The sequence below is a fragment of the Haliea sp. E17 genome, assembly GCF_048323675.1.
GTDB lineage: Bacteria > Pseudomonadota > Gammaproteobacteria > Pseudomonadales > Halieaceae > Mangrovimicrobium.
On the sequence record NZ_JBLWFK010000003.1, the window covers coordinates 72207 to 97090 of the forward strand.

The window sequence follows — 24884 nt, forward strand, 5'->3', positions numbered from 1 at the left end:
GCTGCCCCGGGGTCTAGCCCCAGCGCTCCCGCAAAGCGTCGATGTGGTTGCGCAGCCAGAGCAGGGAAATCAGCGTGTGGCCGTTGGGAACGCGATTCTGGTCCAGCAGGGCGAAAGCCTCGTCGACAGGGACCGAATGCACGAGAATATTCTCGCCCTCTTCCGCGAGGCCGTGCACCCCCCCCACTCCGGCATTGGCCACCCGGCCACAGTAGAGGCGCACCTGTTCGGTACAGGCGCCGGCGCTGGGCAGCACCGTGGCGATCGGCTCGACATCGAGCAGCTCACAACCGGCCTCTTCCATGGCCTCCCGGTGCACGACATCGGCGTCTGACTCACCTTCATCGACGATGCCGGCAATCAGTTCGAGCATCCAGGGGCTGTCGTTACCGCGCATGGCACCGGGCCGGAACTGCTCGATCAGCACCAGGGAGTCGCTCTCCGGGTGGTAGGGCAACACGCCGACCGCGTCGCCGCGCTCGAACAGCTCGCGCACCTGCGGTTCCACCCAGCCGCCGTCAAAGGCGCGGTACTGCAGCGTCACCCGGCGGATGCGGAAGTAACCCTGGTAGGCCGTCTCGTCCTCGAGGATGCGCACATCCTGTGCGCCAAAGGTCAGCTCCGGCGGCATCAGAATCGACCCGCGGTGTACCAGTTGACGTCGCGGGCGTGGCGATCGACCTGGTCGGCCACATCCAGCACCAGCGCAAACAGCGCCATCCGCACCAGCACCCCGTTGTCGGTCTGGCGGAAGATCGCGAGATTGGGGTTGTCGTTGAGGTCGTCGTCGAGTTCCCGGGCGGTGGCGCGGGAATCCCGAGGCAGCGGGTGCATGATGACCGTGTTGGGCTCGCAGTTGGCGGTGTAGACGCTCTGGTTCAGGCGGAAGCGGCCGCGGTAGAGGTCGGCCTCCTCCTGGGACTGGAACCGTTCCTCCTGGATGCGCGTGGAATAGACGATGTCCACGTGGGCGATACTCGCTTCCAGCTGATCGGATTCGTTCACCGCGAGCCCGGCGCTGCGCATGGTTTCGACGATGTCACCCGGCATACGCAGCTCATCCGGCGATACCAGTACCACCTGAACACCCTGAAACAGGCACAGGAGCTTGCACAGGGAATGCACGGTGCGCCCGAAGCGCAGGTCGCCGACCATGGCAATGCGCAGGTTCTCGAGGCTGCGGCCGTGGCCCGCCAGTTCCTTGCGGATGGTGTACAGGTCCAGCAGGGCCTGGCTGGGGTGTTCATTACTGCCGTCGCCGCCATTGAGCACCGGCACCCGGCTGGCGGCGGCGAATTCCGCCACGCTGCCCTCGGCCGGGTGGCGCATGACAATGACATCGGAATAGCCGCTGAGGACCCGTGCGGTGTCGTAGAGGGATTCGCCCTTGGAAATGGCCGATGACTCGAAACCGGTGGTTTCCCGCACCTCCCCGCCGAGCAGGTTGAAGGCACTGCCGAAACTGACCCGCGTCCGGGTGCTGGGCTCGAAGAACATGTTGCCGAGGATGGCGCCATCGAGAACCTTGGTCACCCGCCTGCGGTGGGCGTAGGGCTGCATGCTATCGGCGACGTTGAAAATACGCTCCACGTCCGCGCGTTCGAACTGGTTGATGGAGAGGATATGGCTGCCGGCGAATTGCTGCACAAAGGGGGTCCGTATCTTGGCGATTGAGGGATTATAGGGGCAGGAAGGGGTTGATGCCCATGCCGGGACCAAACCAGTTGCAGGATGACACAATTTTTTTTCGCCATGCGGGCAGACGGAGTCCAGAAAGTGCCACCAGAGAACAATCAGTTGAACGCATTTTCGCCCAGCCATCGCCGGCTGCACCCTGGGAGTGGAGAAGCCCCGGCGGCACGCCGAAAAACCCGCAGGGGCCCGCACAAAAACTGCCGCCTTTCCCACGTACGGCCGTATTTGCTGCCCGGGTCTCGTTGACAGCAAACCACGCAGGTAACACTCTGGATTCCTGTATTACCAGCCTTCAAATACTCCGTGGTTTCTGGCTGGAACCATCGTATCTAACCCATGGAAGGGGAATACAAGGTGACAGGTTTATTCCGCCGGCAGGCGATCGACAGCCACACCAATAAACTGCATGGCGAAGTACTTCTCCTGCCGCGCCTGTCGCACTCGCTGGTGCTCATCGCCCTGCTCCTCTGGCTGGCCGCAACCCTGGCGTGGCTGACCACCAGCACCTACACCCGCAAGGAGACGGTCGTAGGCTGGCTCGAAGCGGACGCCGGTGTCGTGCGGGTCTATGCGCGCAATGGCGGCAATATCGGTCAGGTACTGGTCTCCGAAGGCGAACACGTCGCCAGGGACCAGCCCCTGCTTGTCGTCCAGAGCGAAAACAGCCTTGCCGATGGCAGGAATCTCGGCTCGATTGTACTCGACGAGTACGCGAGCCAGCGGAGGCTGCTCGAGGATCAACTGGCACGCGTCGACAGCGTCCATGCGCGCAAAATGGCGGATGTCCAACAGCGCATGGCATCGCTTAGCGGCAACATCCAGCTGTTGGGGGATCAGCAGGAAATCCTCTTACTCAGGCAGCGCCTGGCCGGCGAGAAGCACCGGCGATTCACCCGCCTCGCCCAGAGCGGCCATATTTCCCGGGCCGAACTTGACCTTGCCGCGGCTGAGGACCTGGCGTTACAGGAGGAACAACAGAACCTGAAGCGCAACCGGTTGTCCCTGCAAAATCAACTGCAACAACTGGAGTACCAGCGACAGCTCCTGCCTGAAGAAGCCGCGAGAGAAGCCGGTAACCTGCAGGCACAACTTTCCAGCCTTGAACAACAGGTCGCACAGCTCGAAGGAGAGCGCGCCTACGTTGTAAAGGCACCCAGAAGTGGAGCCGTCAGCAATCTCCAGGCCAGGAGCGGACAAGCCACAAAAGCCGGTCTCCCCCTGCTTTCACTGGTTCCCCTGAATGCGCAACTGAAGGCGCACCTGCTGGTGCCTGTCCATGCGGCGGGATTCCTGCAGCCCGGACAACTGTTGAACATTCGCTATGACGCATTCCCCTACCAGAAATTTGGACTCTACCCGGGTCGCATACAGGAACTGTCCGACTCGGTACTTCTGCCAGGGGAGCTGGACTCGGTCCCGGTATCGACCCGGGAACCCGCCTACCGGGTCACCGCAATCCCCGACCAGCCCTCTGTCCAGGCCTACGGCAAGCACTTCGCGCTCAAATCCGGCATGACCCTGTCTGCCGACATAGAACTTTCCGAGCGAAGTATTCTCCAGTGGCTGCTTGAACCGCTATACAGCCTGCGTGGAAGACTGTAATGACCTCGGCCATTACAACTGCGCCACAACCGGGGTCAACTGCGGAAGCAGGGCGTCTCCTGAATTTCGCTGGCAGACGACTTCCTGTGACCATCCAGACAGAAGCCGCGGAGTGCGGACTGGCCTGCCTGTCTATGATCGCAGCGTTTCACGGCTATGAAAGCGACATGGCGGGCCTGCGCCGTCGCTTCAGGATATCCAGCCAGGGGACCAACCTGAAAAACCTGATGGATATTGCCGCCAGGCTGCAGCTGTCCAGCCGCGCACTGCGCCTGGAACCCGAGCATGTGCGCGAGCTGCGGCTGCCCTGCATCCTGCACTGGGGCATGAATCACTTCGTGGTACTGCAATCTGTACGCGGCAAGCGCTTCGCCATCCACGACCCCGCCGTCGGCCGGCAGGTGGTCAACAGGTCCACGTTTGACCAGCACTTCACCGGCGTGGCACTGGAACTGACGCCCACGAACGAATTTGAACCGGCAAGGATTTCCCGAAAACTGCGGCTCGGCCACTTCTGGTCACGTATTAACGGCCTCGGTAACCACCTGGTGAAAATACTGCTGCTGTCCCTGTTGCTCCAGCTGTTTGCCGTAGTAACGCCCTTTTTCCTGCAGACAGTAGTGGATGAGGTCATCCTGCGCGGGGACGACAATCTGCTGATCGCGCTCGCGCTCGGCTTTGGCCTGCTGCTCCTCATCCAGACCGCCACGAATACCCTGCGAGACAGGGTTATTCTGTACGCCTCCAGCCTGCTCAACATCCAGATGGCGGCGAACCTGTTCCATCACCTGGTCCGCCTGCCAATGAACTATTTCTCGACCCGGCATATGGGCGATGTCATATCCCGGTTTGGCTCCTTGCACCAGGTACGCGAGCTATTGTCGACAGGACTGGTGGCCGCTGTCGTCGATGGCCTCATGGGTTTGATCACCCTGGCCGCCATGTGTCTCTACAACGTCAAGCTGGCAATAATCTCGATCATTTTCGTGCTCCTCTATGCAACCCTGCGGGTCATCCTGTTCCGTCCACTGAGACAGCTCAGCGAGGAAAAGATCGTGGCACAGGCGAAACACGACTCCCATTTTATGGAAACCGTCCGTGCCATCCAGACCATAAAACTGCACCAACGCGAAAATGACCGCCAGGGGGAATGGCAAAACTGCCTTGCAAGCAGTATCAACAAGCACATACGCATCAATCGCTGGACCATAAATTATAACGCCGCCAACCAACTGCTGTTCGGCCTGGAAAATATTCTGGTCATCTACTTCGCCGCCACCGCGGTCATGGAAAATACAATGAGTGTGGGAATGCTCTATGCCTACATAAGTTACAAATCGCGCTTCATGGAATCCATGGATGCGCTGATCATCAAACTGGTGGAGTTCAAGATGCTGGCACTTCACCTCGACAGGCTCGCGGATATCATTTTTACCCGGGCAGAAGATGTTGACCTTACCGCAAGCCTACTGTCACAGGACGAACCGTCCAACCACAGTCTCAAAGGCAAGATAGAGGTCCGCAAGCTCGGCTACCGTTATGGAGAAGCGGATGCCTATATTTTCCGCAACGTCAGTTTTACCATCAACCCGGGAGAAACCGTATCCATCGTGGGACCCAGCGGCTGCGGGAAAACCACCTTGTTGAAATGCCTGATGGGACTGGTGGAACCGAGTGAGGGGGAAATCCTGGTTGATGATCTACCCATCGGCAACACACACAGCTATCGCCAGCAGATTGCAGGCGTCATGCAGGATGACCAATTACTGGCCGGCTCGCTCGCCGAAAATATCGCCTGTTTCGACCAGAACCCGGATTTCGAACGCGTTATAGCCTGTGCACATACGGCATGCATACACGAGGACATTAGCCGGATGCCCATGCAGTACAACACCCTGGTCGGCGATATGGGCGGCGCCCTCAGTGGCGGCCAGAAGCAGAGAATCATCCTGGCCAGGGCGCTGTACCGCTCACCGCGCATCCTGTTTATGGATGAGGCTACCAGCCATCTCGACATGGAAAACGAGCGCACGCTCAACGATCGCATCAGGAACCTCGCAATCACCCGGATACTGGTCGCTCACAGGCCGGAAACGATCGAGTCCGCCACCCGGAAAATATCCCTGCCGGGGCCAGGTCAATAGCCTATCCTGAACGGGTGGCCCTCGCGGACGCGACAAACAGCACTCTGGAGACAAGATGGACGACCGGCTTTATTTCGTAATGGGTGACCTCGCAATCAATGTTATCGGCGGGGCCGTCATCGGCTGGCTGGCCTGGCTACTGGTACCGACCGGTTGGAATATGTGGCTGGCCATGCTGATAGCCATGTTCGCGGGCATGTTGCTCGCCACCTTGCTGTTCCTGCCGGCCAGCGTGATTCTCGGCGCCATGGAGGTCATGGTGCCGCTGATGCTTACGGGCATGATCGCCGGTATGGTAACGGGCATGCGCGGGGCCATGGGCCTGATCGATGCGGATGGCGCGCTTTTCGAGGGCGCCGTCTGCGGCCTGGCCTGCATCGTTGCGGTGTGGATACTCAACAACAGCCTGCGCGGACCGCAGCGGGTGACGGACGGGGGACTCTGACATGGTCGATACAGTCACCCGCGACAAATGGGACAAGGCCGCCCCCACTTTCGACCTGATGGCCAGCCGCGGCGCGGAAGTGCGCTGGCGCCCCGCCAAGGAAGCCCTGTTCAGCCGCATGGGCGATGGCAACATCCTGTTTGCTGCCCTCGGCACCGGGCTGGATATTCCCACTTTCCCGGCGGGCAGGCACATCACCGCCATCGATATCAGCCCGAAAATGCTGGAACGCGCGGCGCCACGGGTAGCCGCCTATGATGGCGAGATCAACCCGCTGCTGATGGATGTCCACGAAATGGACTTCCCCGAAGCGAGCTTCGACCAGGCCTTTACCGCCTGCACCTTCTGCTCGGTGCCCGACCCGGTCAACGGCCTGCGCGCCATTTACCGGGTGCTCAAGCCCGGCGGCGAGTTGTGCATGTTTGAGCACACCGGCAGTCGCTACTACCCTTTCAAACCAATGATGGACCTGATGAGCCGACTGACCGAAAAACTGGGGCCGGCGATGAACCGCGCCACGGTAGAAAACGTTAAAGCAGCGGGATTTACCGTGACCGAGGTCAATCACATCTACCTGGACGTGGTGAAAACCATCATCGCGCGCAAGCCCGAGTAGGCAGGCCAGGGCAGGTACCTGGCGAGGTTGACCCGGCGAATGAGGCGCCTCAGGCCAGGAGCATGTCGCCGTAGTCGAGTAACTGTTCCAGTACCCTGCGCTGCGGACCGGGCAGTTCAGCGGATTCCAGCAACTCTTCAATCAGTCCGTGGAACTCTTCCATACAAAGGCCGGCACCGACGTCCGGATCGGTCAGGCGCTGGAAGCGATACTCCTCCCACTGGCCCAGCTCTTCCGCGGACAGGGTCTGTGGATAATTGCGCGCCCGGTAGCGGAACAGCATCTCCGGAAGTCGTTTGTCTTCGAAAGCAAAGCTGCTGCCTGCCAGCTCTTCCGGCGTGCTCTTCACCACGGACTGCATGGTGCGGCGATCGGCGTCGGAGAAGAAACCACCACTGTAGAGCATGCGGTCGGGGTCGCTTGCTGCCTCGAATTTACGCTCACCGAATACCGCCTGGAATTTACGGGTAAATCCCTGCGGGTCGCGGCTGCGATACTCGCGCAGCACGGCAAGGTGCTTGCGACAGATATCACCCTTCAGGCCCAGCCGTTCGGCGGTGGCCGGATCGGCCATCTTCGCCGTCACCAGCATCGGGCAGCGGTTGAGGCGGACATTCTTGAGCCCCGGTCGCTCGGCGCCCTCGGCCATGGCATCGCGGGGCATGAACAGGGCGTCGCGAATATCCTCCGCGCTGCCATCGACCAGCACTGCAGGGTCCGCCATCAGGTCGACACAAATCACTTCATTTTTATTCGACGGGTGAGCCGCCAGCGGTGCGATCAGTGCGATATTGTTGCGCGCCGCCCCAAACATCCCGGAGACATGCAGCACCGGCTTCATCGCCGCGATGTCGAGCAGCTCGGCGGCCTTGCGCTTGTCGCGGATCGACAGCGCGTAGTCGAACAGCTTCGGCTGCTTTTCCTTCACCAGCCGTGCCATGGCGATGGTCGCATGCACGTCGGAGAGGGCGTCGTGGGCTGCCTCGTGGGCGATACCATTGGCGCGGGTCAGTTCTTCCAGGCGGAAACTTGGCTCGCCGTCCTCGCGCAGCGGCCACTCGATGCCCTGCGGGCGCAGCGCCCGGCAGGCGCGCAGCATGTCGATAATGTCCCAGCGGGAATTGCCGTTCTGCCACTCCCGGGCATAGGGATCATAGAAATTGCGGTACAGGGTGTAGCGGGTGACCTCGTCGTCGAATCGGACAGAGTTGTAACCCACGCCACAGGTCCCGGGGCGGGCCAGCTCCGCGTGGATGCGGGCGATGAATTCACGTTCGGGAATCCCCTTCTCCAGCGCCTCCTGCGGAGTGATACCGGTGATCAGGCAGGCCTGGGGATGGGGCAGGTAATCGCCAGCGGGCCGGGCATAAATGACCAGCGGCTCGCCGACCGGGTTGAGGTCCATATCCGTGCGCAGCCCGGCAAACTGCACCGGGCGATCACGGGAAGGATCGGCCCCGAACGTCTCGTAGTCGTGCCAGTAGAACGTCGGGGACGCCATGCGCTCAGATCAGTTCCAGCGCCTGCTCTTCGATTTTCGCCGCCCAGATTTTCGGGCCGACTTCGTGTACCGAGGTACCGTTCACGTCTACGGCCACGCTGACCGGCATGTCCTTCACCTCGAACTCGTAGATCGCTTCCATACCCAGTTCCGGGAAGGCGACAACCTTGGCGCCGACAATTGCCTTCGACACCAGGTAGGCAGCGCCGCCGACGGCCATCAGGTACACCGCCTTGTGCTTCTTGATCGCCTCGACCCCGGTGGGGCCGCGCTCGGCCTTGCCGATCATGCCCAGCAGGCCGGTCTGCTCGAGGATGAAGTCGGTGAACTTGTCCATCCGGGTTGAGGTCGTCGGGCCCGCCGGGCCCACGACTTCGTCGCGCACCGGATCGACCGGGCCGACGTAGTAGATAAAGCGCCCTTTCAGGTCCACTTCCGGGGGCAGGCCCTCGCCGGACTCGATCAACTCCTTCATCTTCTTGTGCGCGGCGTCGCGGCCGGTGAGCATCTTGCCGGACAGCAGCAGGGTGTCACCCGGCTGCCACTGGGCGGCCTCTTCCGGGGTTACAGTATCCAGGTTGACCCGGCGTACGCCCTCGCCCACCTCCCAGGTGATATCCGGCCAGTCATCCAGGCTCGGCGGCGTCTGCAGCGCGGGGCCAGAGCCGTCGAGCACGAAGTGCGCGTGACGGGTGGCGGCACAGTTGGGAATCATCGCCACCGGCAGCGAGGCCGCGTGGGTCGGGTAATCCATGATTTTCACGTCGAGCACGGTGGTCAGGCCGCCGAGCCCCTGGGCGCCGATGCCCAGCCGGTTGACCTTGTCCATGATCTCCAGGCGCAACTCCTCGGCGCGGTTGGAGGGGCCCCGCTCGCGCAGTTCGTGGATGTCGATGGGCTCCATCAGGGATTCCTTCGCCATCAACGCGGCCTTCTCCGCGGTACCGCCGATACCGATACCCAGCATGCCCGGTGGGCACCAGCCTGCGCCCATGGTCGGGACGGTCTTCACCACCCAGTCGACGATACTGTCGGAGGGGTTGAGCATGGCCATCTTGGACTTGTTCTCGGAGCCGCCACCCTTGGCCGCGACCTGCACGTCCACGGTGTCGCCCTCGACGACTTCCATGTGGATTACCGCGGGGGTGTTGTCCTTGGTGTTTTTGCGCGCACCGGCGGGGTCGTCGAGGATGGACGCGCGCAGCACGTTGTCGGGATTCAGGTAGGCGCGGCGCACGCCCTCGTTGACCATATCCGCCACGCTCATGGTGGCGTCCCACTGCACGTTCATGCCGATTTTCAGGAACACGGTAACGATGCCGGTATCCTGGCAGATCGGCCGGTGGCCCTGGGCGCACATGCGCGAATTGATCAGGATCTGCGCCATCGCATCCTTGGCCGCGGGATTCAGTTCCCGCTGCCAGGCCTCGTGGACGGCGTCGATGAAATCTTTCGGGTGGTAATAGGAGATGAACTGCAGCGCATCGGCGACGCTGTCGATGAAATCGTCCTGACGAATGACGGTCATGGCAGGGGTCCTGGTTCGGGAACACAACGGGGCCCGTATTGTACACCGACAGACTGTGAGGGAAAGTCCCGCCGAACTGCCGGCTTTTCTTCCCGAAACTCAAGAGGTCGGGCCGCTGGATGTCGTACCGGTAGTTTCGATACCGGACTGGCCACGAGGTGTTGCCGCCCGAAAAACGCAACAGCGCCATCCCTGGCAGCTCGGCTTCGGCCATCCATGGCCTCAGACGTTTTCGGGCGGCAACACCTCGCGTCCATTCCTGCAGTGTGCGAATTCCGGAACTCACTGCAATCGAAGAGAAAGGCTGAGCAAGACAATGGCTGGACCAGCAACGAGACCAGTTCCAATCCAAAATCAGCGAGCGGTTTCGATCTGCACAGTGACCCGGGCCTGGGCCTGCGATCTACTGACGGGCAACAATCACCAATTCGATCTCTGCACGGAAGGTAGGGATGGAGGCGGAACTGGCGCTCGACGGGGCGTCCGAGGACATGGGTGTCCGAGGCCGAGCCTGCACAGGGACGTGCGCTTTTTGGCGGTCCCGGCGAGAGCCAGTTTCGACTCCAGCCCGGGACACAACCCGGATCACCTTGGTGGTTCTGGCCAGAATGGGGTTGCCCACACTACACAGTAATCAATACAGACCTACCACCCACCCGGTGTACCACAACCGGTACACCCCTTACAGCGACGGCCTGGCCTGCAGCTCCCGAATCGCCGCTTCCAGGTTGCTGATACTGGTATTGGCCTGGCGCCGGAAGGCGTCGGTCGCGCGCAGCCCCTCGGCGTTGCTGTCCACCTGGCGGTTCAGCTTGGCGAGGTCGAGTTCGAGCTTGTTCATCGCATCCGCGACCCGCTCCACCTCGGCCTGGCTGGACTTGGCGGAACTCGCCAGGCGGGAGAGATCACCCGATACCGTCTTCAGCTTTTTCAGGTCTTCCTCGGCACCGGAAACCTTGGACTGCAGGGACTTCACCGCCTTCTCGTTCGCAGCGGCCAGCGTAGCCTGCTTCTTGCCTGTGCTTTCCAGCGTATCGAGCCGCGCCTTGGTCTGTTTCCAGACATTGTCCCAAAGCTTGCGGACTTCGCTATCCAGCTCCTTGATTTTCGCCGCCTGCACTGCCGCGTTCTGGCTCATACCCTCGTCGGTATCCGAGAGCCGGTCCTCGAGATCGGCAATGCGGTTGGCGTATTGCTCCAGCGTACCCTGTGCGGACTGCAGTTCCTGCTGCAGTTGCCAGGCCCAGGCACAGGCGACCGCCGCCGCGACGACGGTGACAGTGAGTACCAGTCGCGACATAAGGCCGGAGCCACCGCGCGGCGCAGGTGCCGGCCGGCTGGCGCCGCCCTTGGGGGAACGCGGTGGCGGCGCACTGCCGCGGGGCTTGCCGGCGGGAATATCATCGTCCCGGTCACGGGAGGGCACGATGGATGGAATGTGGTCGATATCGTCTCTGGACATGATCAATCGCAAGTCAGCGTTTTTGGCGCATTATACATAGGACGTTTTTTAGCCCAAGAGATTCCCGGCAAAACGACGGGGATTCGGCACTAAATCACAACGGCAATTATGGTACAGGTAGCCGCCGGAGCCACACCCGGATCGAGGGGGCCCTGGCCTCCCGCGGCATACAGTACTTCCTGTACATAAAAAACGGGGCCGAGGCCCCGTTTATGATTCGCGCAAGGCGCGCTGCCATCAGCCCTTGAGCTGTGCAGCAACCTCTTCGGCGAAGTCAACTTTCTCGACCTCGATGCCTTCGCCCACTTCGAAGCGGACGAAAGAGACAACCTCGGCGCCAGCAGCGGCAACCAGCTTGCCGACCTTGACTTCGGGGTCTTTTACGAAGGCCTGTTCTACCAGCGAGTTTTCCGCCAGGAACTTGCTCACCTTGCCACCGATCATTTTCTCGATGATTTCCGCAGGCTTGCCGGATTCGGCGGCCTGGGCGGTGTAGATTTCCTTCTCCTTGGCGATAACCTCTTCCGGCATATCGGCCGGGGAGACCACGCGCGGGTTGACCGCAGCCACGTGCATGGCGACGTCGCGGGCCAGGTCCTGGTCGCCGCCTTTCAGCTCGACCAGTACCGCGATGCGGCTGTTGCCGTGAATGTAGGAGCCAACCACGCCGGCATCGGCGGTGACCAGTTCAATACGGCGAACGCCGATGTTCTCACCGATTTTCTGTACCAGCGCCTGGCGGGCTTCTTCCAGCTCGCCTTCCATCAGCGCAGCAACGTCGGTCTGCCTGCTGGCAAACGCGGCGCTGACGACCTTGTCGACGAACGCGAGGAAGTTGTCGTCGCGGGCGACGAAGTCGGTTTCAGAGTTGATTTCGGCGATGACCGCGTAGCTGCCGTCTTCGGCGACACGGGTGGTAACCACGCCATCCGCCGCGGTGCGGCCGGCTTTCTTGGCGGCTTTCATGCCGCTGGATTTGCGCAGCTCTTCGATGGCCAGGTCTACATCGCCACCGGCTTCGGCCAGCGCTTTCTTGCATTCAAGCAGGCCCAGGCCGGTCCGCTCGCGTAATTCTTTGACCAGTTTTGCTGACATTGGTTGTCCTCCTCTGCAATCCCGGAATTCTGGATCTGAAAATAAAAAACCCGGCTGCACCGGCGCCGGGGATAGTATGGGGGCCCGGCGTTACAGTTCCTGCAACACCGGGCGCCGTCTGCTTACTCGGCGGACGCTTCGCCGGCTTCTGCGGCTTCTTCGACGAACTCGTCGCCAGCTGCAGCTGCTACGGCTTCACCGCCGTCGGCACGGCCGGCGAGGCAGGCGTCGGCAACAGCGCTGACATAGAGCTTGACTGCGCGGATGGCGTCGTCGTTACCGGGGATGACGTAGTCAACACCGTCCGGGTTGGAGTTGGTGTCGACGATACCGATGACCGGGATACCCAGCTTGTTGGCTTCGGTAATGGCAATGCGCTCGTGGTCGACGTCAATCACGAACAGCGCGTCGGGCAGGCCGCCCATGTCCTTGATACCACCGATGGAGCGTTCCAGCTTCTCCATGTCGCGGGTGCGCATCAGGGCTTCTTTCTTGGTCAGGCGGGCGAAAGTGCCGTCTGCCTGCTGGGCCTCGAGGTCACGCAGACGCTTGATGGACGCGCGGATAGTCTTGTAGTTGGTGAGCATGCCGCCCAGCCAGCGGTGGCTGACGTAGGGCATACCGGCGCGCTCGGCCTGTTCCTTGACGATTTTACCCGCAGCGCGCTTGGTGCCGACGAACAGAACCTTGTTCTTGTTGCCAGCCATGCGCTTCACCAGGGTCAGCGCTTCGTTGAACGCCGGCACGGTGTGCTCGAGGTTGATGATGTGAATCTTGTTGCGGGCACCGAAGATGTACTGGTCCATCTTGGGGTTCCAGTAGCGGGTCTGGTGACCAAAGTGTGCGCCTGCCTGCAGCAGGTCGCGCATGCTTACTTGCGACATAATACATTTACCTTGTATTGGGTTAGTCCTCCACATATCCCCGTAACCAAACCGGCGAACCGGCACCCTGGAACGGGTTGCGATATGTGTGCGTCATTGGTTTCTCACCCCCGGATGACCGGCCCCATTGGCCTGACCCCGAAAATGAGCGGCGCTTTATACCATATCCACGAGCTGGTTGAAAGGGCTGCCTGTTCTGGTTTCTGATGCGCCTGGGGAGTCTTGTTCCGGGTTTTGGCAAGGGAGCGCCTTGTGGGTTGGGCAGACCTCTCCTTTGGGGCTGGGCAGGGAACTTCGCGCCTTCCCCGGGTATACGCCAGCTGGAACACGCCAAACAGCGTACATCCCTGTACAGGCTCGGGTGGCGACATCCATGTCGCCACACGGTTCCAGCTGGCGTATACCCGGGGAAGTCGCTACCCAAATCACGCTGCAGTCGGCTCCACCAAAGATCGACTCCCCAATAGTGAAACGTATAAGGCCTCATATTGGCACCATGGGAGGGCTTCACCACGCAAGCGCCCCCAGGGCGAGTAAAAAGCGCTCTCGAGCCCTGGGGGCGCTTGCGTGGTGGAGCCCGGCGGCGAACCCACCTGTAGAACCGTACTGTCCGGAGACCTGATTGAGGACATTCCAGCCACTCGACCCGCGCGAATTATCGGACTCTGCGCTGTCAGCCCCCCGCTCGCATGGGGTAGAATGACCACTTCCCCAGCGGTTGCTTTTCTGGAAGGTGGCCCTGCAATGCTTGTAATTCAATGAGTTGGACATGGCTGTAACAATCAAGACCGCGGAAGAATTCGAGCGGATGCGCGCTGCCGGTGCGCTGGCCGCCGAGGTTCTCGAAATGATAGGTGCCAAAGTAGAACCGGGCGTTACCACCGGCGAACTGGACCGTATCTGCCACGACTATATCGTCAGCAAGGGCGCCATTCCGGCGCCGCTCAACTACAACGGCTTTCCCCGCTCCATCTGTACCTCGGTCAACGAGGTGGTCTGCCACGGCATACCCTCGGACACCAAGCGGCTGAAGAACGGCGACATCGTCAATATCGATGTCACCGTGATCGTCGACGGCTACCACGGCGACAGCAGTATCATGGTCGAGGTCGGCGAGGTCGCCCCCCACGCCCAGCGCCTGATCAAGGTGACCCAGGAATGCCTGTACAAGGCGCTGGACATCGTGCGCCCCGGCACGACCCTCGGCGATATCGGCGCGGTCATCCAGCAGCATGCGGAGAAAAACTACTACTCGGTGGTGCGCGAGTACTGCGGCCACGGTATCGGCAAAATCTTTCACGAGGACCCGCAGGTCCTGCACTACGGCAAGTCGGGCAGCGGCATGCGGCTCGAGGAGGGCATGACCTTCACCATCGAGCCGATGATCAACGCGGGTCGCCGCCAGACCCGCCTCAACCAGAAGGACGGCTGGACAGTCACCACGCGTGACGGCCGGCTCTCCGCCCAGTGGGAACACACGCTCGGCGTTACCGCGGACGGCTGCGAGATATTCACCCGTCGCTCCGACGAATCCTTCTAGGCAGCGCCGTGAATACGCCCGCCCCCGCCGCCCTGCCCCCGGAGATTTTTGACCGCCAGTTGCTGGAAGCGGCGAGCAGCGGTCGCGAGCTCATCCAGGCCTGCAAGCAGGCGATCAGCACGGCCACCGCAGAACTGCACCGGCGCTTTCGCGCGGGCGAGGAAACCGGCCTGCTGCTGCGCCAGCGCGCGGCGTTCATGGATCAGCTGCTGGGCCTGCTGTGGGACCGCCAGTCCTTCAACGGCGGCCAGGTGGCCCTCGTCGCCGTCGGCGGCTACGGGCGCGGCGAGCTGCACCCGCACTCGGACATCGACATCCTGCTGCTCTGCGGCGAGCAGTGCGAGGGGGCCGAGGGCGGCCTGGAGCAGTTCCTCACACTGCTCTGGGATATCGGCCTGCAGGTGGGCCACTCGGTACGCACGGTACCCGAATGTGTCGAGGCTGCCCGCGGCGACCTGACCATCCTCACCAACCTGATGGAGTCCCGGGCCCTGCGCGGACCGGTGGAACTGATCGAATCGGTCTGGGAGCTTACCGGGCCCGCCCACATGTGGCCGGAGGCGGAGTTTTTCCGCGCCAAGCTGGAAGAGCAGCAGAACCGCCACCACAAATTCGCCGATACGGAATACAACCTCGAGCCCAACGTCAAAAGCTCGCCCGGGGGGCTGCGCGACCTGCAGATCATCGGCTGGATCGCCCGGCGCCACCTCGGGGAGGATTACGAATCGAAACTGGCCTCCGCCGATTTCCTGCCCCTCGAAGACCTGAAAATCCTCCGCGACGGCCGCGAGTTCATGTGGCGGGTGCGCTACGCACTGCACATGATCACCGACCGCGAGGAGGACCGTCTGCTGTTCGATCACCAGCGCGCCCTGGCCGACCTGTGGGGCTTCAGTAATGGCGACAGGCTGGCGGTGGAGCAGTTCATGCAGGTGTACTACCGCTGGGCGCAATCACTCGGCATGCTCAATGAAGTGATGATCCAGAATTTCGAGCAGGCCATTTTCAGCGGCGACGGCAGTGCCGACATCACCGTGCTGAACGAGCGCTTCCAGATCCGCAACAGCTACATCGAGGCCCGGGACGAGTCTGTATTCGACGACTGGCCGCCGGCAATTCTCGAAATCTTCCTGCTGAGCGCCCAGAACGAGGCGGTCACCGGTATCGCGGCCAACACCATCGGTCTGCTGCGCGACAGCCTGCACCTGATCGACGATGAGTTCCGCGAAAACCCGCTCTGCCAGGACATGTTTCTGGAGTTCCTGCGTTCGCCCTACCGCCTGACCCGCCTGCTCAAGCGCATGACCCGCTACGGCGTGCTGGGCCGCTACATTCCCGAATTCGGCCAGATCATCGGCCAGATGCAGCACGATCTCTTCCACGCCTACACGGTGGACGCCCACACCCTGGAAGTGATCGAGAACATGCGCCGCTTCCTGATCCCGGAGTTCGCCGAGACCTTCCCGGTAACCAGCCGGGTAGCCGCGCGGCTGCCGAAGATCGAGCTGCTCTACCTCGCCGGCCTGTTCCACGACATCGGCAAGGGCCGTGGCGGCGATCACTCGGAACTGGGCGCGGTCGACGCCGAGAACTTCTGCAGCCGGCACCGGTTGTCCCGGCGCGACACCAACCTGGTGGTCTGGCTGGTACAGAACCACCTGGTGATGTCGGCGGTGTCCCAGCGTCGCGACATTTCCGACCCGGACGTGATCCTCCAGTTCGCCCAGCACGTGGGCGACCAGGTGCGCCTGGATTACCTGCTCTCGCTGACCGTCGCGGACATCAACGGTACCAACCCGACCCTGTGGAACGCCTGGCGCGGCAGCCTGCTGCGCCAGCTGTTCACCGAGACCAAGCGCGCCCTGCGCCGCGGCCTGGAAAACCCGGTAGACAAGCAGGTGTGGATCGAGGAAGCCCGCAGCCACGCCATTGACCTGCTCGAATACCGCGGCTTTACCATCGACGACATCGACAAGCTGTGGAAAGAGCGTGGCGAGGACTATTTCCTGCGGGAAAAACCCGAGGATATCGCCTGGCACACCGAGGCCATCGACGGCCACTATGACAAGAGCAAACCGCTGGTGCTGATTCGCTCCAGCATCGATTCCAGCGTCGCCAACACCACGCAGATTTTCATCCACGCGCAGTCCACGCCCCAGTTGTTCTCCCGGGTGTGCGCGCAGCTGGAGCAGCTGGACCTGTCGATCTACGATGCGCGTATCTACAACGCCAACGACGGCATGACCCTGGATACCTTTTTCGTCCTCGGCTCCGACGGCAAGTCCATTGCCCTCGACACCGCGCGACTGGACTACATCCGGGCTACCCTCGCCAGGGAGCTGACCAAGGAGTACGACGGCGCCCCGGATACCGTGCACCGCCGCACCCCGCGCCGTCACCGCTCCTTCGCCATGCCGACGGAAACCAGCATGACGGTGGACGAAATCAAGAACTACTCGGTTCTCGAAGTGCATTCCCCGGATCGCCCGGGCCTGCTCGCCCGCATCGGCCGGATCTTCGTCAAATTCGGCATCGAGCTGCAGGCGGCAAAAATCCAGACCCTCGGCGAACGCGTGGAAGACGTGTTCTTCATCACCGACGGCGACGAACAACCCATTACCGACCCCGAGCGTTGCGCCGCCCTGCAACAGGCGATCCGCGAGGAACTCGACGAACTGGTCGCAGCCTGAATCCACGGAAAACCATGAACCCGGATCTCGACAAACTCCAGCCCTACCCCTTTGAAAAACTGCGCCAGCTGTTCGCCGATCTCGAGGCTCCCACGGCCAAGTCGGCCATTGCGCTCTCCATCGGCGAACCCAAACACCCGGCGCCGCGCTTCGTCCTGCAATCGCTGCAGCAGAACCTGGACAAGCTCTCCCAGTACCCGCTGAGTCGCGGCACGGCAAAACTGCGCAGCACCATCGGCCACTGGCTGGAAAAGCGTTTTGCGCTGCCGGAAATCGACCCGGAATGCCAGGTGCTGCCGGTCAACGGCACCCGCGAGGCCCTGTTTGCCTTCGCCCAGGCGGTAGTGGAGCGCAAACCCGGTGCGCTGGTGCTCTCCCCCAACCCCTTCTACCAGATCTACGAGGGCGCCGCGCTGCTGGCGGGCGCGCGCACGGGGTTTATCAACTGTACCGAAGCCACCGGTTACCTGCCGGATTTTGACAGTGTCAGCGACGACCAATGGCGCGACTGCCAGCTGTTGTACATCTGCAGCCCCGGCAACCCGACCGGCGCGGTAATCCCGATGGAACGGCTGCAGTGGCTGATTGGCAAGGCCCGCGAGTTCGACTTCGTGATTGCCTCAGACGAGTGCTACTCGGAAATCTACTTCGACGAGAGCGCGCCTCCGCCCGGCCTGCTGCAGGCCTGCGCCGCCATGGGCGCAACGGATTTTCGCAACTGTGTGGTGTTCCACAGCCTGTCCAAGCGCTCCAACCTGCCCGGCCTGCGTTCGGGCTTCGTCGCCGGCGATGCCGACATACTCGAGCGTTTCGCCCTGTACCGCACCTACCACGGCTGCGCCATGCCGCCGCACCACCAGGTCGCCAGCATCGCCGCGTGGCAGGATGAATCCCACGTCGTGCAGAACCGCCTGCGCTACCGGGAAAAATTCGAGGCGGTGCTCGGCATTCTCGACGGGGTGCTGGAGGTCGGCATGCCCGACGCCGGTTTCTACCTCTGGCCGCTTACCCCGATGCCGGCTACCGAATTTGCCCGCGAACTGTTCGCCCGGGAACACATCACCGTGCTGCCCGGCTGTTACCTCGCCCGCGACACCGGTGAAGGCAACCCCGCGGACTACCGGGTGCGCATGGCGCTGGTCGCGGATATCGCCCAGTGCGTGGAAGCAGCCGGGCGCATCAAACGCTACCTGGAAAGCCGCTAGTCCCACCATGCTGAAAGCCGCACGCGTCGACTACGTCCTGCACAAACTGCAGGAGCTGTACCCGGAAACCCCGATCCCGCTCGATCACAGCGACCCTTTCACCCTGCTGGTGGCGGTCCTGCTGAGCGCCCAGTGCACCGACGAGCGGGTCAACCAGGTCACTCCGGCGCTGTTCGCCCTCGCCGACAATCCCCGCGACATGGCGCAGCAGGACGTGGACGCCATCCAGCAGATCATCCGCCCCTGCGGCCTGTCGCCGCAGAAATCGAAAGCCATCAAGCGGCTCAGCGAGATACTGGTCGAACAGTACGACGGCGAAGTACCGCAGGATATGGAAGCGCTGGAGCAACTGCCGGGGGTCGGCCACAAGACCGCCAGCGTGGTCATGTCCCAGGCCTTCGGCGTGCCCGCGTTCCCGGTGGACACCCACATTCACCGCCTCGCCCAGCGCTGGGGCCTGTCCTCCGGCAAGAGCGTGGTGCAGACAGAGCGGGACCTGAAACGCCTGTTTCCCGAAGACGCGTGGAACCGGTTGCACCTGCAGATCATCTACTACGGGCGCGAGTACTGCACGGCCCGGGGCTGTGATGGCCGGGTCTGCGAGATCTGCCGCACCTGCTACCCCGAGCGCAAGCACCCGAAGAAAACCCGCAAGGCCTGAGAGCACTGCTGGACCGCGGTGTTCTACAAGTAACCGGTAAACCCGGGGCACGCAATGGTCCCGACCACACCCCGGGGGAAGATTATTCCGCCGCGCTCAGCTGCTCGGCCTCCCGCACATCGAAGTAGTCGCGCCACGCGCGAATCCGCCCGTCTTCAATCTCCAGCACCCCGACCACCAGCGGCGCCGACAGCTCCTCGCCGGCGTCGTTGTAGAGACGATCGATGCGCTCGGTAAACACCTTGTTGCCGTCGGCCGCTATCGCCAGCATTTCCACCTCGACCGAGGCGATGCCCATGTCCTCGTGGAACTGACTGACCAGCGCCACCGCCTCCTCGACACCGGTGGTCGTCGCCAGGCCGACATTGTCCCAGACCGTATCGGGGAAAAAGTACGCGCGGATCGCGTCGTACATGCCCTCGTTACCCTGGTTGAACCGGATAAAAAATTCTTCCACCACTTCTACTGCCGTAGCCATCCTTGTACCTCGTCGCGTTATTGTCGTTTTATCGCTGCTTGCAGCTGCACCAATGTAAGCACAGTCCCCGGGAGCACTGACAGACTGCAGCCCGCGAATCTGCCGGCCTGGAGCAGCCGGATCGCCTGCGCCGTCAATTGCAATCACTTGACCATGCAAAACCCAGTTTCCCATAATGACCTTGAGCGGTATACCTCGCGCGAGGCAATCCGTTCAAACCGGACACATAATATTAACGAGGGTTGGTCAATGTCCCAGGAACTGGCAGGAAAAGTAGCGATCATCACCGGCGGTGCCAGCGGCATCGGCCGCGCCACCGTGGAGTTGTTCGTCGCCGAAGGCGCGAACGTCATCATCGCCGACATCGACAGCGCAGGCGGCCAGGCCCTCGCCAACAGCCTCGGGCCCGCCGCGCGCTTCCAGCGCGCCGACGTCACCTCCGCGGACGACCTGCGCGCACTGGTTGACACCGCCGACCGCGAGTTCGGCGGTCTCGACGTGATGTACAACAATGCCGGCATCTCCTGCGCACCCTACCTGCGCTTCGTCGACGACGAACTCAAGGATTTCCAGCGGGTAATGGAGGTCAACGTCCTCGGCGTCATGCTCGGCTGCCAGGTCGCCGCGCGCTACATGGCGGAGCACGGCGGCGGCTCCATCATCAACACCGCCTCGATGGGCGGCGCCCTCCCCGGCTGGGGCGTGGTCCCCTACCGCGCCTCCAAGGCCGCGGTCATCCACTTCACCAAGTGCGCGGCCATCGACTTCGGCAGCTACGGGGTGCGGGTGAACTGCATCAACCCGGGACAGATCATGACTGAAATGTCGCCCTTCCCGGAACCGGGCATGTCGGAGGCGACGATTTCCCGTATCAAGGACGCCCTGGTGGAGCCGATGACCGCCAACCAGCCACTGAAGGTGCTGGGCAGCCCGGAGGATATCGCCCAGGCGGCGGTGTACCTGGCGAGCGACCGTTCGCGGTTTGTCACGGGGACGGAACTGAATGTCGATGGGGGGCACAGTGCGGGGGACGGGGTGAACCACCTGGCGGCGATTATGGCGGCGCGGCAGGGGGCGATTGAGGCGGGGGACTAGTCTGTACCCTGAGTGGTCTCTTCCCTGGATTAGGGTGATTACGGAGCTTTTGGCTTAGTTTCGAACGGCGGAAAAGCGGCAGTTTCGGTGCCTGTCTGAACACGGGATATGGGGTGCCGAAAAACGCAAAAGCACCATCCATGGCAGCTCGGCCTCGGCCATCCATGGCCTCGGACGTTTTCCGCACCCCATATCCCGTGTCCAGCCCTCCGTTGAAGCGCGATTCAGATTTCCACTCCGCCAAAAGAACCTGTAATTGAGCGGGAAAGCCCCGATCATATTTACGTACTTCGGAACAAAAGGTTGATCCCACCCCGCCCATTTTGTCCTCTGCCATAGAAGCGGAACACAAGAGTTTTGTTTTAAGGAAAAAGTCTCTGAGCAATCGAGCTCGTGCCCAAGAAGGACAAAGATGCCTGTAGACCTTGGCGGGGCGTCCGAGGCCATGGATGGCCGAGGCCGAGCCTGCACATGGATGTGCGCTTTTTGGCGGTCCCGCCGAGGGCTACAGGCAGCTTTGGCCGGCTACGGAGTCCCATCCGTCCAGAGGAGGTAAAACTGGACACCTACTTCGTGGTGAGAAACTCCAGCACCCGCCCATAATCGTAACCCCGCCAGAAATTCAGGAAGTTACTCATAATCACCAGTTGGTTCCGCGCACTCTCCCGGTTGGCCAGCCGCGGATCAGTGCGGTCCTGCACCTCCGCCAGGTCCGGCACCATCGACAGGATCAGCGGCGGCGCATCAAGCATCCAGGCCAGCCCCATCTCGCCGATATACAGCGCCAGGTGCAGGTGCAGCAACTCGACATCCAGTTTCGGGCCACCGGCAGACTCGAACTCGGCGACAAAGATCGCCAGCAGTTCGTCGAGATGGGCATTCCACAGGTCGGTTTCCGCCGCGCTGAGGCAGCCCCAGAGCGCCATGGCCAGGTTCATCTGGCTGACATTGCCCCAGTCCAGCAGGCCGCACTCCACCGCGCCATCCTCATCGCGCCAGAACCAGGCGTTGTCGATATTGGCGTTCCAGTGGCACAGGGCGATCAGGTCCGGGTGGGACATCAGCTCCTTGCGCACGGCAGGCAGCATCTGCTGGAAGCGCGGCGCCTGGTCCGCAAGCTGGGCGATAAAGGCCTCGTCGCGGATCTGCGCCGGCAGGAGATGGGCGTAGGTCTTCGCGAACTCCGCGTAGCGCGCCACGCGCCGGCCGATCTGCTCTGGGCTGTAGGCGTTGCGGGCGCTGACATCGAGTTTTTCCGGTTCGAAGGGAAAGTAGCGCTCGACGTCACTGGAGAGTTTGCCCGCCTTGTGGGTCCCGGCGAGGCGGCCCAGAGCGCGAATAATGGCCCGGTAGTGGCCGATCTGGTCGGGCATCAGGTAGTCGAGGCATTTGCCGTAGTGGGGTTCGACGCCGTTTTCGCCGAACACCGCGCGCTGGGTGATCAGGATGCCGGTGCCGGTTTCCGCGTGAAAATCGGAGAAATAACATTTCGCCACGGCAATGGGGAAGTTCGGGTCGCGGGAAAGCAGTGCGAAGCGCACTTCCAGTTCCATCTGGATGCGCGCAGCGTCGCGCCGCTCGCTATCGAAATCCCGGGAGAACTTGACGAACAGCTGGCGGTGCAGGCCGGGCTCGTCGCGCGCGTACTCCACACCGAGAAACAGCTTTTTACCGGTGCTGCCACCGGGACAGTCGCGGAATTCAGTGATGTGGGTGACCGCGTTGTCCGCCGCGATGGCGCCGGCAGCGCGGAAGGCGCGGGTCAGGAAATCAGGGCCGCCCTGCTCCAGGGATTGCGGATGCGCTGGCAGGTCCAGCCCCAGCATGTCGCCGCGAATCCAATCAATGGGTGCTACCAAACTGCCTGCTCCTCTGCTGTCCTGCCGGCACTGCGCCGAAAAACGAAGGGGCACTATAAACAGTGAACCGGCCGATGAGAACCGGCGGCCACTGCGCATGGCCGCCGGGTTCAACTGGGAATGCGGCTGGAGACTAGCCCCGGCTGCGCGGCAGGCCGAGACGGCGCTCCGCCACCATGCTGCGCAGGACTTCGCTGGAACCGCCATAGACCGTGGTCGCCGAGGAGTGCCGGTAGCCCATCTCGACGAGGCCCAGGCCCTCCTTGCCGCGCAGCAGTGAATCCGGCGCGGCGAGGTCGATCAGGTCGGTTGACACGGTGATGAAGGACTCGGTTACGAAGATCTTCGAGGCCGGGCCAAAGGCGAGGTCCGTTTCGCCGGCAAGCCAGGTGGCCAGCACCCGCGCCTCCATGGTCTCGGCGATGTTGGAGCGGGTGTAGGCCTCAGCGAGGCGGGCCTGCGTGCCGGGGTCTTCCAGCAGCGGACGCCCATTGCGTTCGCGGCCCTGGGCCCAGGCTTCCACCGCCGCGGCCATCTCGCGCATGTTGCGGTAGTAACCGCCGCCACTCTGCTCCTGGCTGAGGGCGGAGGACATGACCTTCACACCGCCGTTGACCTCGCCCACCCGGTAGCGGTCGGGAATCCGCACGTCCGAGTAGAAGGTGGCGTTGGTGCGCTCGTCCATGAAGGTGTAGACCGGGTGGATCTCCACACCGGGATCGTCCAGCGGCACCAGGAACATGGTCAGGCCGCGGTGTTTGGGGACGTCGGGGTCGGTGCGGGTGAGCAGGAACACATAGCTGGCGAGGTTGGCGCCGGAGGTGAACATCTTCTGCCCGTTGATCACCCAGTCGTCGCCGTCGCGCACCGCGCGGGTCTTGGCGGCGAAGACATCGGAGCCACAGGACGGTTCGGTATAACCCAGGCAGGCGGTGACCTCGCCGCGGGCAAAGCGCAACAGGACTTCCTCCTTCAGTTCCTGGGAACCGAAGTGCATCACCGCCTCGCCGATCATGCCGGTCACCCCGGCGGCGGGCGGTGTATAGCCCACGTCGCGCCACACGGCGCGGCTGGCGCGGGCGGAATCGGCATCGGCACCGCGGCCGCCCCACTCCTCGGGCCAGCTGGGGAACAGCAGCCCGGCCTCACCCAGCGCACGGTGCACCTCCCAGTCGTGGGATTCAAAGGAGTGGTCGTGCAGCAGGTGCTTTTGCGGATCGATGATACTGTCGAACAGCGCACGGGTTTCCGCCGCCAGCGCCTCGCCACCCTCCGGCGGATCGAAATTGATTTCTACCACACCGACGTCGGGCAGCACGGTCTGCTCGCCGAGAACCTGCCGGCGCCCTGCGCGCGCGCACTCGTCTGCCGGGTCGCCGAGCGCGAGGCCCCAGGCCTTGGCGCGGCGGTGATAGAGCTGGATATCGTATTCGTTGGACAGGCCGTAGCCGCCATAGGTGTGGATCGCGTGCGCCACCGCATTGGTCGCGGTGCGGTTGGCCCACCAGTACAGCTGGGAAATACAGGCGCCGGCATCCTCGCGACCGTCGGCAATCCGCCGCAGGGTCCACCAGAGCAGCAGGCGGGCGCCATCGGCATCGATCACGTCATCCGCCAGCGGGTGGCCAATACCCTGGTAGGCGCCGATAAACGAGCCGAAAGCCTGGCGTTCACTGGCATACGCGGAGGCCATGGCGAGGGACTCCTGGGCCAGCCCCACCAGCGCGGAGGCGGTCAACAGTTTCCATTCCTCGACCGCGGCGGACCAGGCGCGGAAGGCCGCGTCGCCCTCTGCAATCACGGTACGGCTCCCACAGCCCGGCAGGAATACGCCGAGCGCGTTACTGGCCAGCGAGTCCGGGGAGGACAGCGGCGCTGCCGGCTCCTCGATCGCCAGCTCGCTGCCGTCAAAGGTCACGATCCCTTTCGCCACGGCACCACCGGGCACCAGCTGGCGGACACCGGCCTCGGCTTTGTGCAGGGCGAGCACCAGGATGCTCTCGCCGTCGGCGATACGCCCGATCCACTCGGCCGCGGCACTGCCGCCCACTTCGCCGACCAGGCGCATGGCCGCGACGGACTCGGCGAGTGGCGCGGAAGCCAGCCGGCGACCGGCCTGTTCCATCATCAGGCAGGCGTCGAACAGGCCCATGCCACTGCCACCGGCGGCTTCGGACAGGCGGATACAGGGCGCGTCGAGCGCCACCAGTTCGCGCCACAGGGCGGGATCGAAGCCCAGTGGCTCCGCTTCGCGGATGCGCTCGGAGGTGGATTCACCCTCGAAAAAGCGCTGGAACATGTCCCGCACCATCAGGCTGTCTTCGGGGAGGCTCAGGTTCATGGTTATTCCTCTCTCAATTTTCTTTTCGTTAGCTGTTTCTGGT

The 24884-nt window shown here is 62.7% G+C and carries 19 protein-coding genes; 9 read left to right on the plus strand and 10 right to left on the minus strand.

All coding sequences use genetic code 11. The features are described 5' to 3' along the window. Positions 1–13: 13 nt before the first annotated feature. Entirely contained in the window at positions 14–631 is a 618-nt protein-coding gene (locus ACNKU3_RS08975; RefSeq protein ID WP_418259107.1) for an NUDIX domain-containing protein, read from the minus strand. Then, complete coding sequence (locus ACNKU3_RS08980; RefSeq protein WP_418259108.1) at positions 631–1647, minus strand: aspartate carbamoyltransferase; 1017 nt, start codon at positions 1645–1647, stop codon at positions 631–633. Before ACNKU3_RS08980 ends, ACNKU3_RS08975 begins: the two co-directional genes overlap by 1 nt. A gap of 402 nt (positions 1648–2049) precedes the next feature. On the opposite strand from ACNKU3_RS08980, the gene ACNKU3_RS08985 reads away from it, so the two are divergent. The 4 genes from ACNKU3_RS08985 to ACNKU3_RS09000 all read left to right on the plus strand — a co-directional run bounded on the left by ACNKU3_RS08985 (position 2050) and on the right by ACNKU3_RS09000 (position 6502). Beyond that, positions 2050–3297, plus strand: coding sequence for an HlyD family secretion protein (locus tag ACNKU3_RS08985; protein WP_418259109.1), 1248 nt, complete (start codon positions 2050–2052; stop codon positions 3295–3297). A gap of 86 nt (positions 3298–3383) precedes the next feature. Next, positions 3384–5441: a peptidase domain-containing ABC transporter gene (locus tag ACNKU3_RS08990; protein WP_418259110.1), complete on the plus strand. Its 2058-nt coding sequence runs from the start codon at positions 3384–3386 to the stop codon at positions 5439–5441. 55 nt (positions 5442–5496) lie between these two features. Continuing rightward, entirely contained in the window at positions 5497–5886 is a 390-nt protein-coding gene (locus ACNKU3_RS08995) for a hypothetical protein (RefSeq protein WP_418259111.1), read from the plus strand. Between the two features lies 1 nt (position 5887). Beyond that, entirely contained in the window at positions 5888–6502 is a 615-nt protein-coding gene (locus ACNKU3_RS09000) for a class I SAM-dependent methyltransferase (RefSeq protein WP_418259112.1), read from the plus strand. Between the two features lie 49 nt (positions 6503–6551). Here the strand turns inward: ACNKU3_RS09000 and sbcB are convergent, their stop codons facing one another. The 5 genes from sbcB to rpsB all read right to left on the minus strand — a co-directional run bounded on the left by sbcB (position 6552) and on the right by rpsB (position 12972). Beyond that, entirely contained in the window at positions 6552–8003 is a 1452-nt protein-coding gene (gene sbcB, locus ACNKU3_RS09005; protein WP_418259113.1) for an exodeoxyribonuclease I, read from the minus strand. A gap of 4 nt (positions 8004–8007) precedes the next feature. Then, on the minus strand, positions 8008–9531 hold the full coding sequence (locus tag ACNKU3_RS09010) for a fumarate hydratase (RefSeq protein WP_418259114.1): 1524 nt from the start codon (positions 9529–9531) through the stop codon (positions 8008–8010). A gap of 682 nt (positions 9532–10213) precedes the next feature. After that, complete coding sequence (locus tag ACNKU3_RS09015) at positions 10214–10993, minus strand: hypothetical protein (protein ID WP_418259115.1); 780 nt, start codon at positions 10991–10993, stop codon at positions 10214–10216. A gap of 237 nt (positions 10994–11230) precedes the next feature. Further along, positions 11231–12088 carry a translation elongation factor Ts gene (gene tsf / locus ACNKU3_RS09020; RefSeq protein WP_418259116.1) on the minus strand — a complete coding sequence of 286 codons (858 nt, stop codon included), beginning with the start codon at positions 12086–12088 and terminating at the stop codon, positions 11231–11233. 122 nt (positions 12089–12210) lie between these two features. Continuing rightward, entirely contained in the window at positions 12211–12972 is a 762-nt protein-coding gene (gene rpsB, locus ACNKU3_RS09025) for a 30S ribosomal protein S2 (RefSeq protein WP_418259117.1), read from the minus strand. Between the two features lie 769 nt (positions 12973–13741). On the opposite strand from rpsB, the gene map reads away from it, so the two are divergent. The 4 genes from map to nth are packed head-to-tail and all read left to right on the plus strand — an operon-like array spanning position 13742 to position 19068. Next, entirely contained in the window at positions 13742–14512 is a 771-nt protein-coding gene (gene map / locus ACNKU3_RS09030; RefSeq protein WP_418259118.1) for a type I methionyl aminopeptidase, read from the plus strand. Between the two features lie 8 nt (positions 14513–14520). Then, complete coding sequence (gene glnD / locus ACNKU3_RS09035) at positions 14521–17202, plus strand: [protein-PII] uridylyltransferase (RefSeq protein WP_418259119.1); 2682 nt, start codon at positions 14521–14523, stop codon at positions 17200–17202. A gap of 14 nt (positions 17203–17216) precedes the next feature. Continuing rightward, positions 17217–18407, plus strand: a complete 1191-nt coding sequence (gene dapC / locus ACNKU3_RS09040) for a succinyldiaminopimelate transaminase (RefSeq protein ID WP_418259120.1) — start codon at positions 17217–17219, stop codon at positions 18405–18407. A 7-nt stretch (positions 18408–18414) separates the two neighbouring features. Continuing rightward, entirely contained in the window at positions 18415–19068 is a 654-nt protein-coding gene (nth, locus tag ACNKU3_RS09045) for an endonuclease III (RefSeq protein WP_418259121.1), read from the plus strand. Between the two features lie 82 nt (positions 19069–19150). On the opposite strand, the gene ACNKU3_RS09050 is transcribed toward nth, so the two are convergent. Continuing rightward, complete coding sequence (locus ACNKU3_RS09050) at positions 19151–19546, minus strand: limonene-1,2-epoxide hydrolase family protein (protein ID WP_418259122.1); 396 nt, start codon at positions 19544–19546, stop codon at positions 19151–19153. 249 nt (positions 19547–19795) lie between these two features. Here ACNKU3_RS09050 and ACNKU3_RS09055 point away from each other — a divergent pair, with 249 nt between their 5' ends. Further along, positions 19796–20641, plus strand: a complete 846-nt coding sequence (locus ACNKU3_RS09055) for an SDR family NAD(P)-dependent oxidoreductase (RefSeq protein WP_418259123.1) — start codon at positions 19796–19798, stop codon at positions 20639–20641. A 566-nt stretch (positions 20642–21207) separates the two neighbouring features. Here the strand turns inward: ACNKU3_RS09055 and ACNKU3_RS09060 are convergent. Continuing rightward, positions 21208–22500, minus strand: coding sequence for a hypothetical protein (locus tag ACNKU3_RS09060; protein WP_418259124.1), 1293 nt, complete (start codon positions 22498–22500; stop codon positions 21208–21210). A 133-nt stretch (positions 22501–22633) separates the two neighbouring features. After that, positions 22634–24841 carry an acyl-CoA dehydrogenase gene (locus ACNKU3_RS09065; protein WP_418259125.1) on the minus strand — a complete coding sequence of 736 codons (2208 nt, stop codon included), beginning with the start codon at positions 24839–24841 and terminating at the stop codon, positions 22634–22636. Between the last annotated feature and the right edge of the window lie 43 nt (positions 24842–24884).

Coding starts and splice junctions, on each gene's coding strand:
- ACNKU3_RS08975 (WP_418259107.1), bottom strand. CDS start 631: ATGCCGCCGGAGCTGACCTTTGGCGCACAGGATGTGCGCATCCTCGAG.
- ACNKU3_RS08995 (WP_418259111.1), top strand. CDS start 5,497: ATGGACGACCGGCTTTATTTCGTAATGGGTGACCTCGCAATCAATGTT.
- ACNKU3_RS09000 (WP_418259112.1), top strand. CDS start 5,888: ATGGTCGATACAGTCACCCGCGACAAATGGGACAAGGCCGCCCCCACT.
- sbcB (WP_418259113.1), bottom strand. CDS start 8,003: ATGGCGTCCCCGACGTTCTACTGGCACGACTACGAGACGTTCGGGGCC.
- ACNKU3_RS09010 (WP_418259114.1), bottom strand. CDS start 9,531: ATGACCGTCATTCGTCAGGACGATTTCATCGACAGCGTCGCCGATGCG.
- ACNKU3_RS09015 (WP_418259115.1), bottom strand. CDS start 10,993: ATGTCCAGAGACGATATCGACCACATTCCATCCATCGTGCCCTCCCGT.
- tsf (WP_418259116.1), bottom strand. CDS start 12,088: ATGTCAGCAAAACTGGTCAAAGAATTACGCGAGCGGACCGGCCTGGGC.
- rpsB (WP_418259117.1), bottom strand. CDS start 12,972: ATGTCGCAAGTAAGCATGCGCGACCTGCTGCAGGCAGGCGCACACTTT.
- map (WP_418259118.1), top strand. CDS start 13,742: ATGGCTGTAACAATCAAGACCGCGGAAGAATTCGAGCGGATGCGCGCT.
- dapC (WP_418259120.1), top strand. CDS start 17,217: ATGAACCCGGATCTCGACAAACTCCAGCCCTACCCCTTTGAAAAACTG.
- nth (WP_418259121.1), top strand. CDS start 18,415: ATGCTGAAAGCCGCACGCGTCGACTACGTCCTGCACAAACTGCAGGAG.
- ACNKU3_RS09050 (WP_418259122.1), bottom strand. CDS start 19,546: ATGGCTACGGCAGTAGAAGTGGTGGAAGAATTTTTTATCCGGTTCAAC.
- ACNKU3_RS09055 (WP_418259123.1), top strand. CDS start 19,796: ATGTCCCAGGAACTGGCAGGAAAAGTAGCGATCATCACCGGCGGTGCC.
- ACNKU3_RS09065 (WP_418259125.1), bottom strand. CDS start 24,841: ATGAACCTGAGCCTCCCCGAAGACAGCCTGATGGTGCGGGACATGTTC.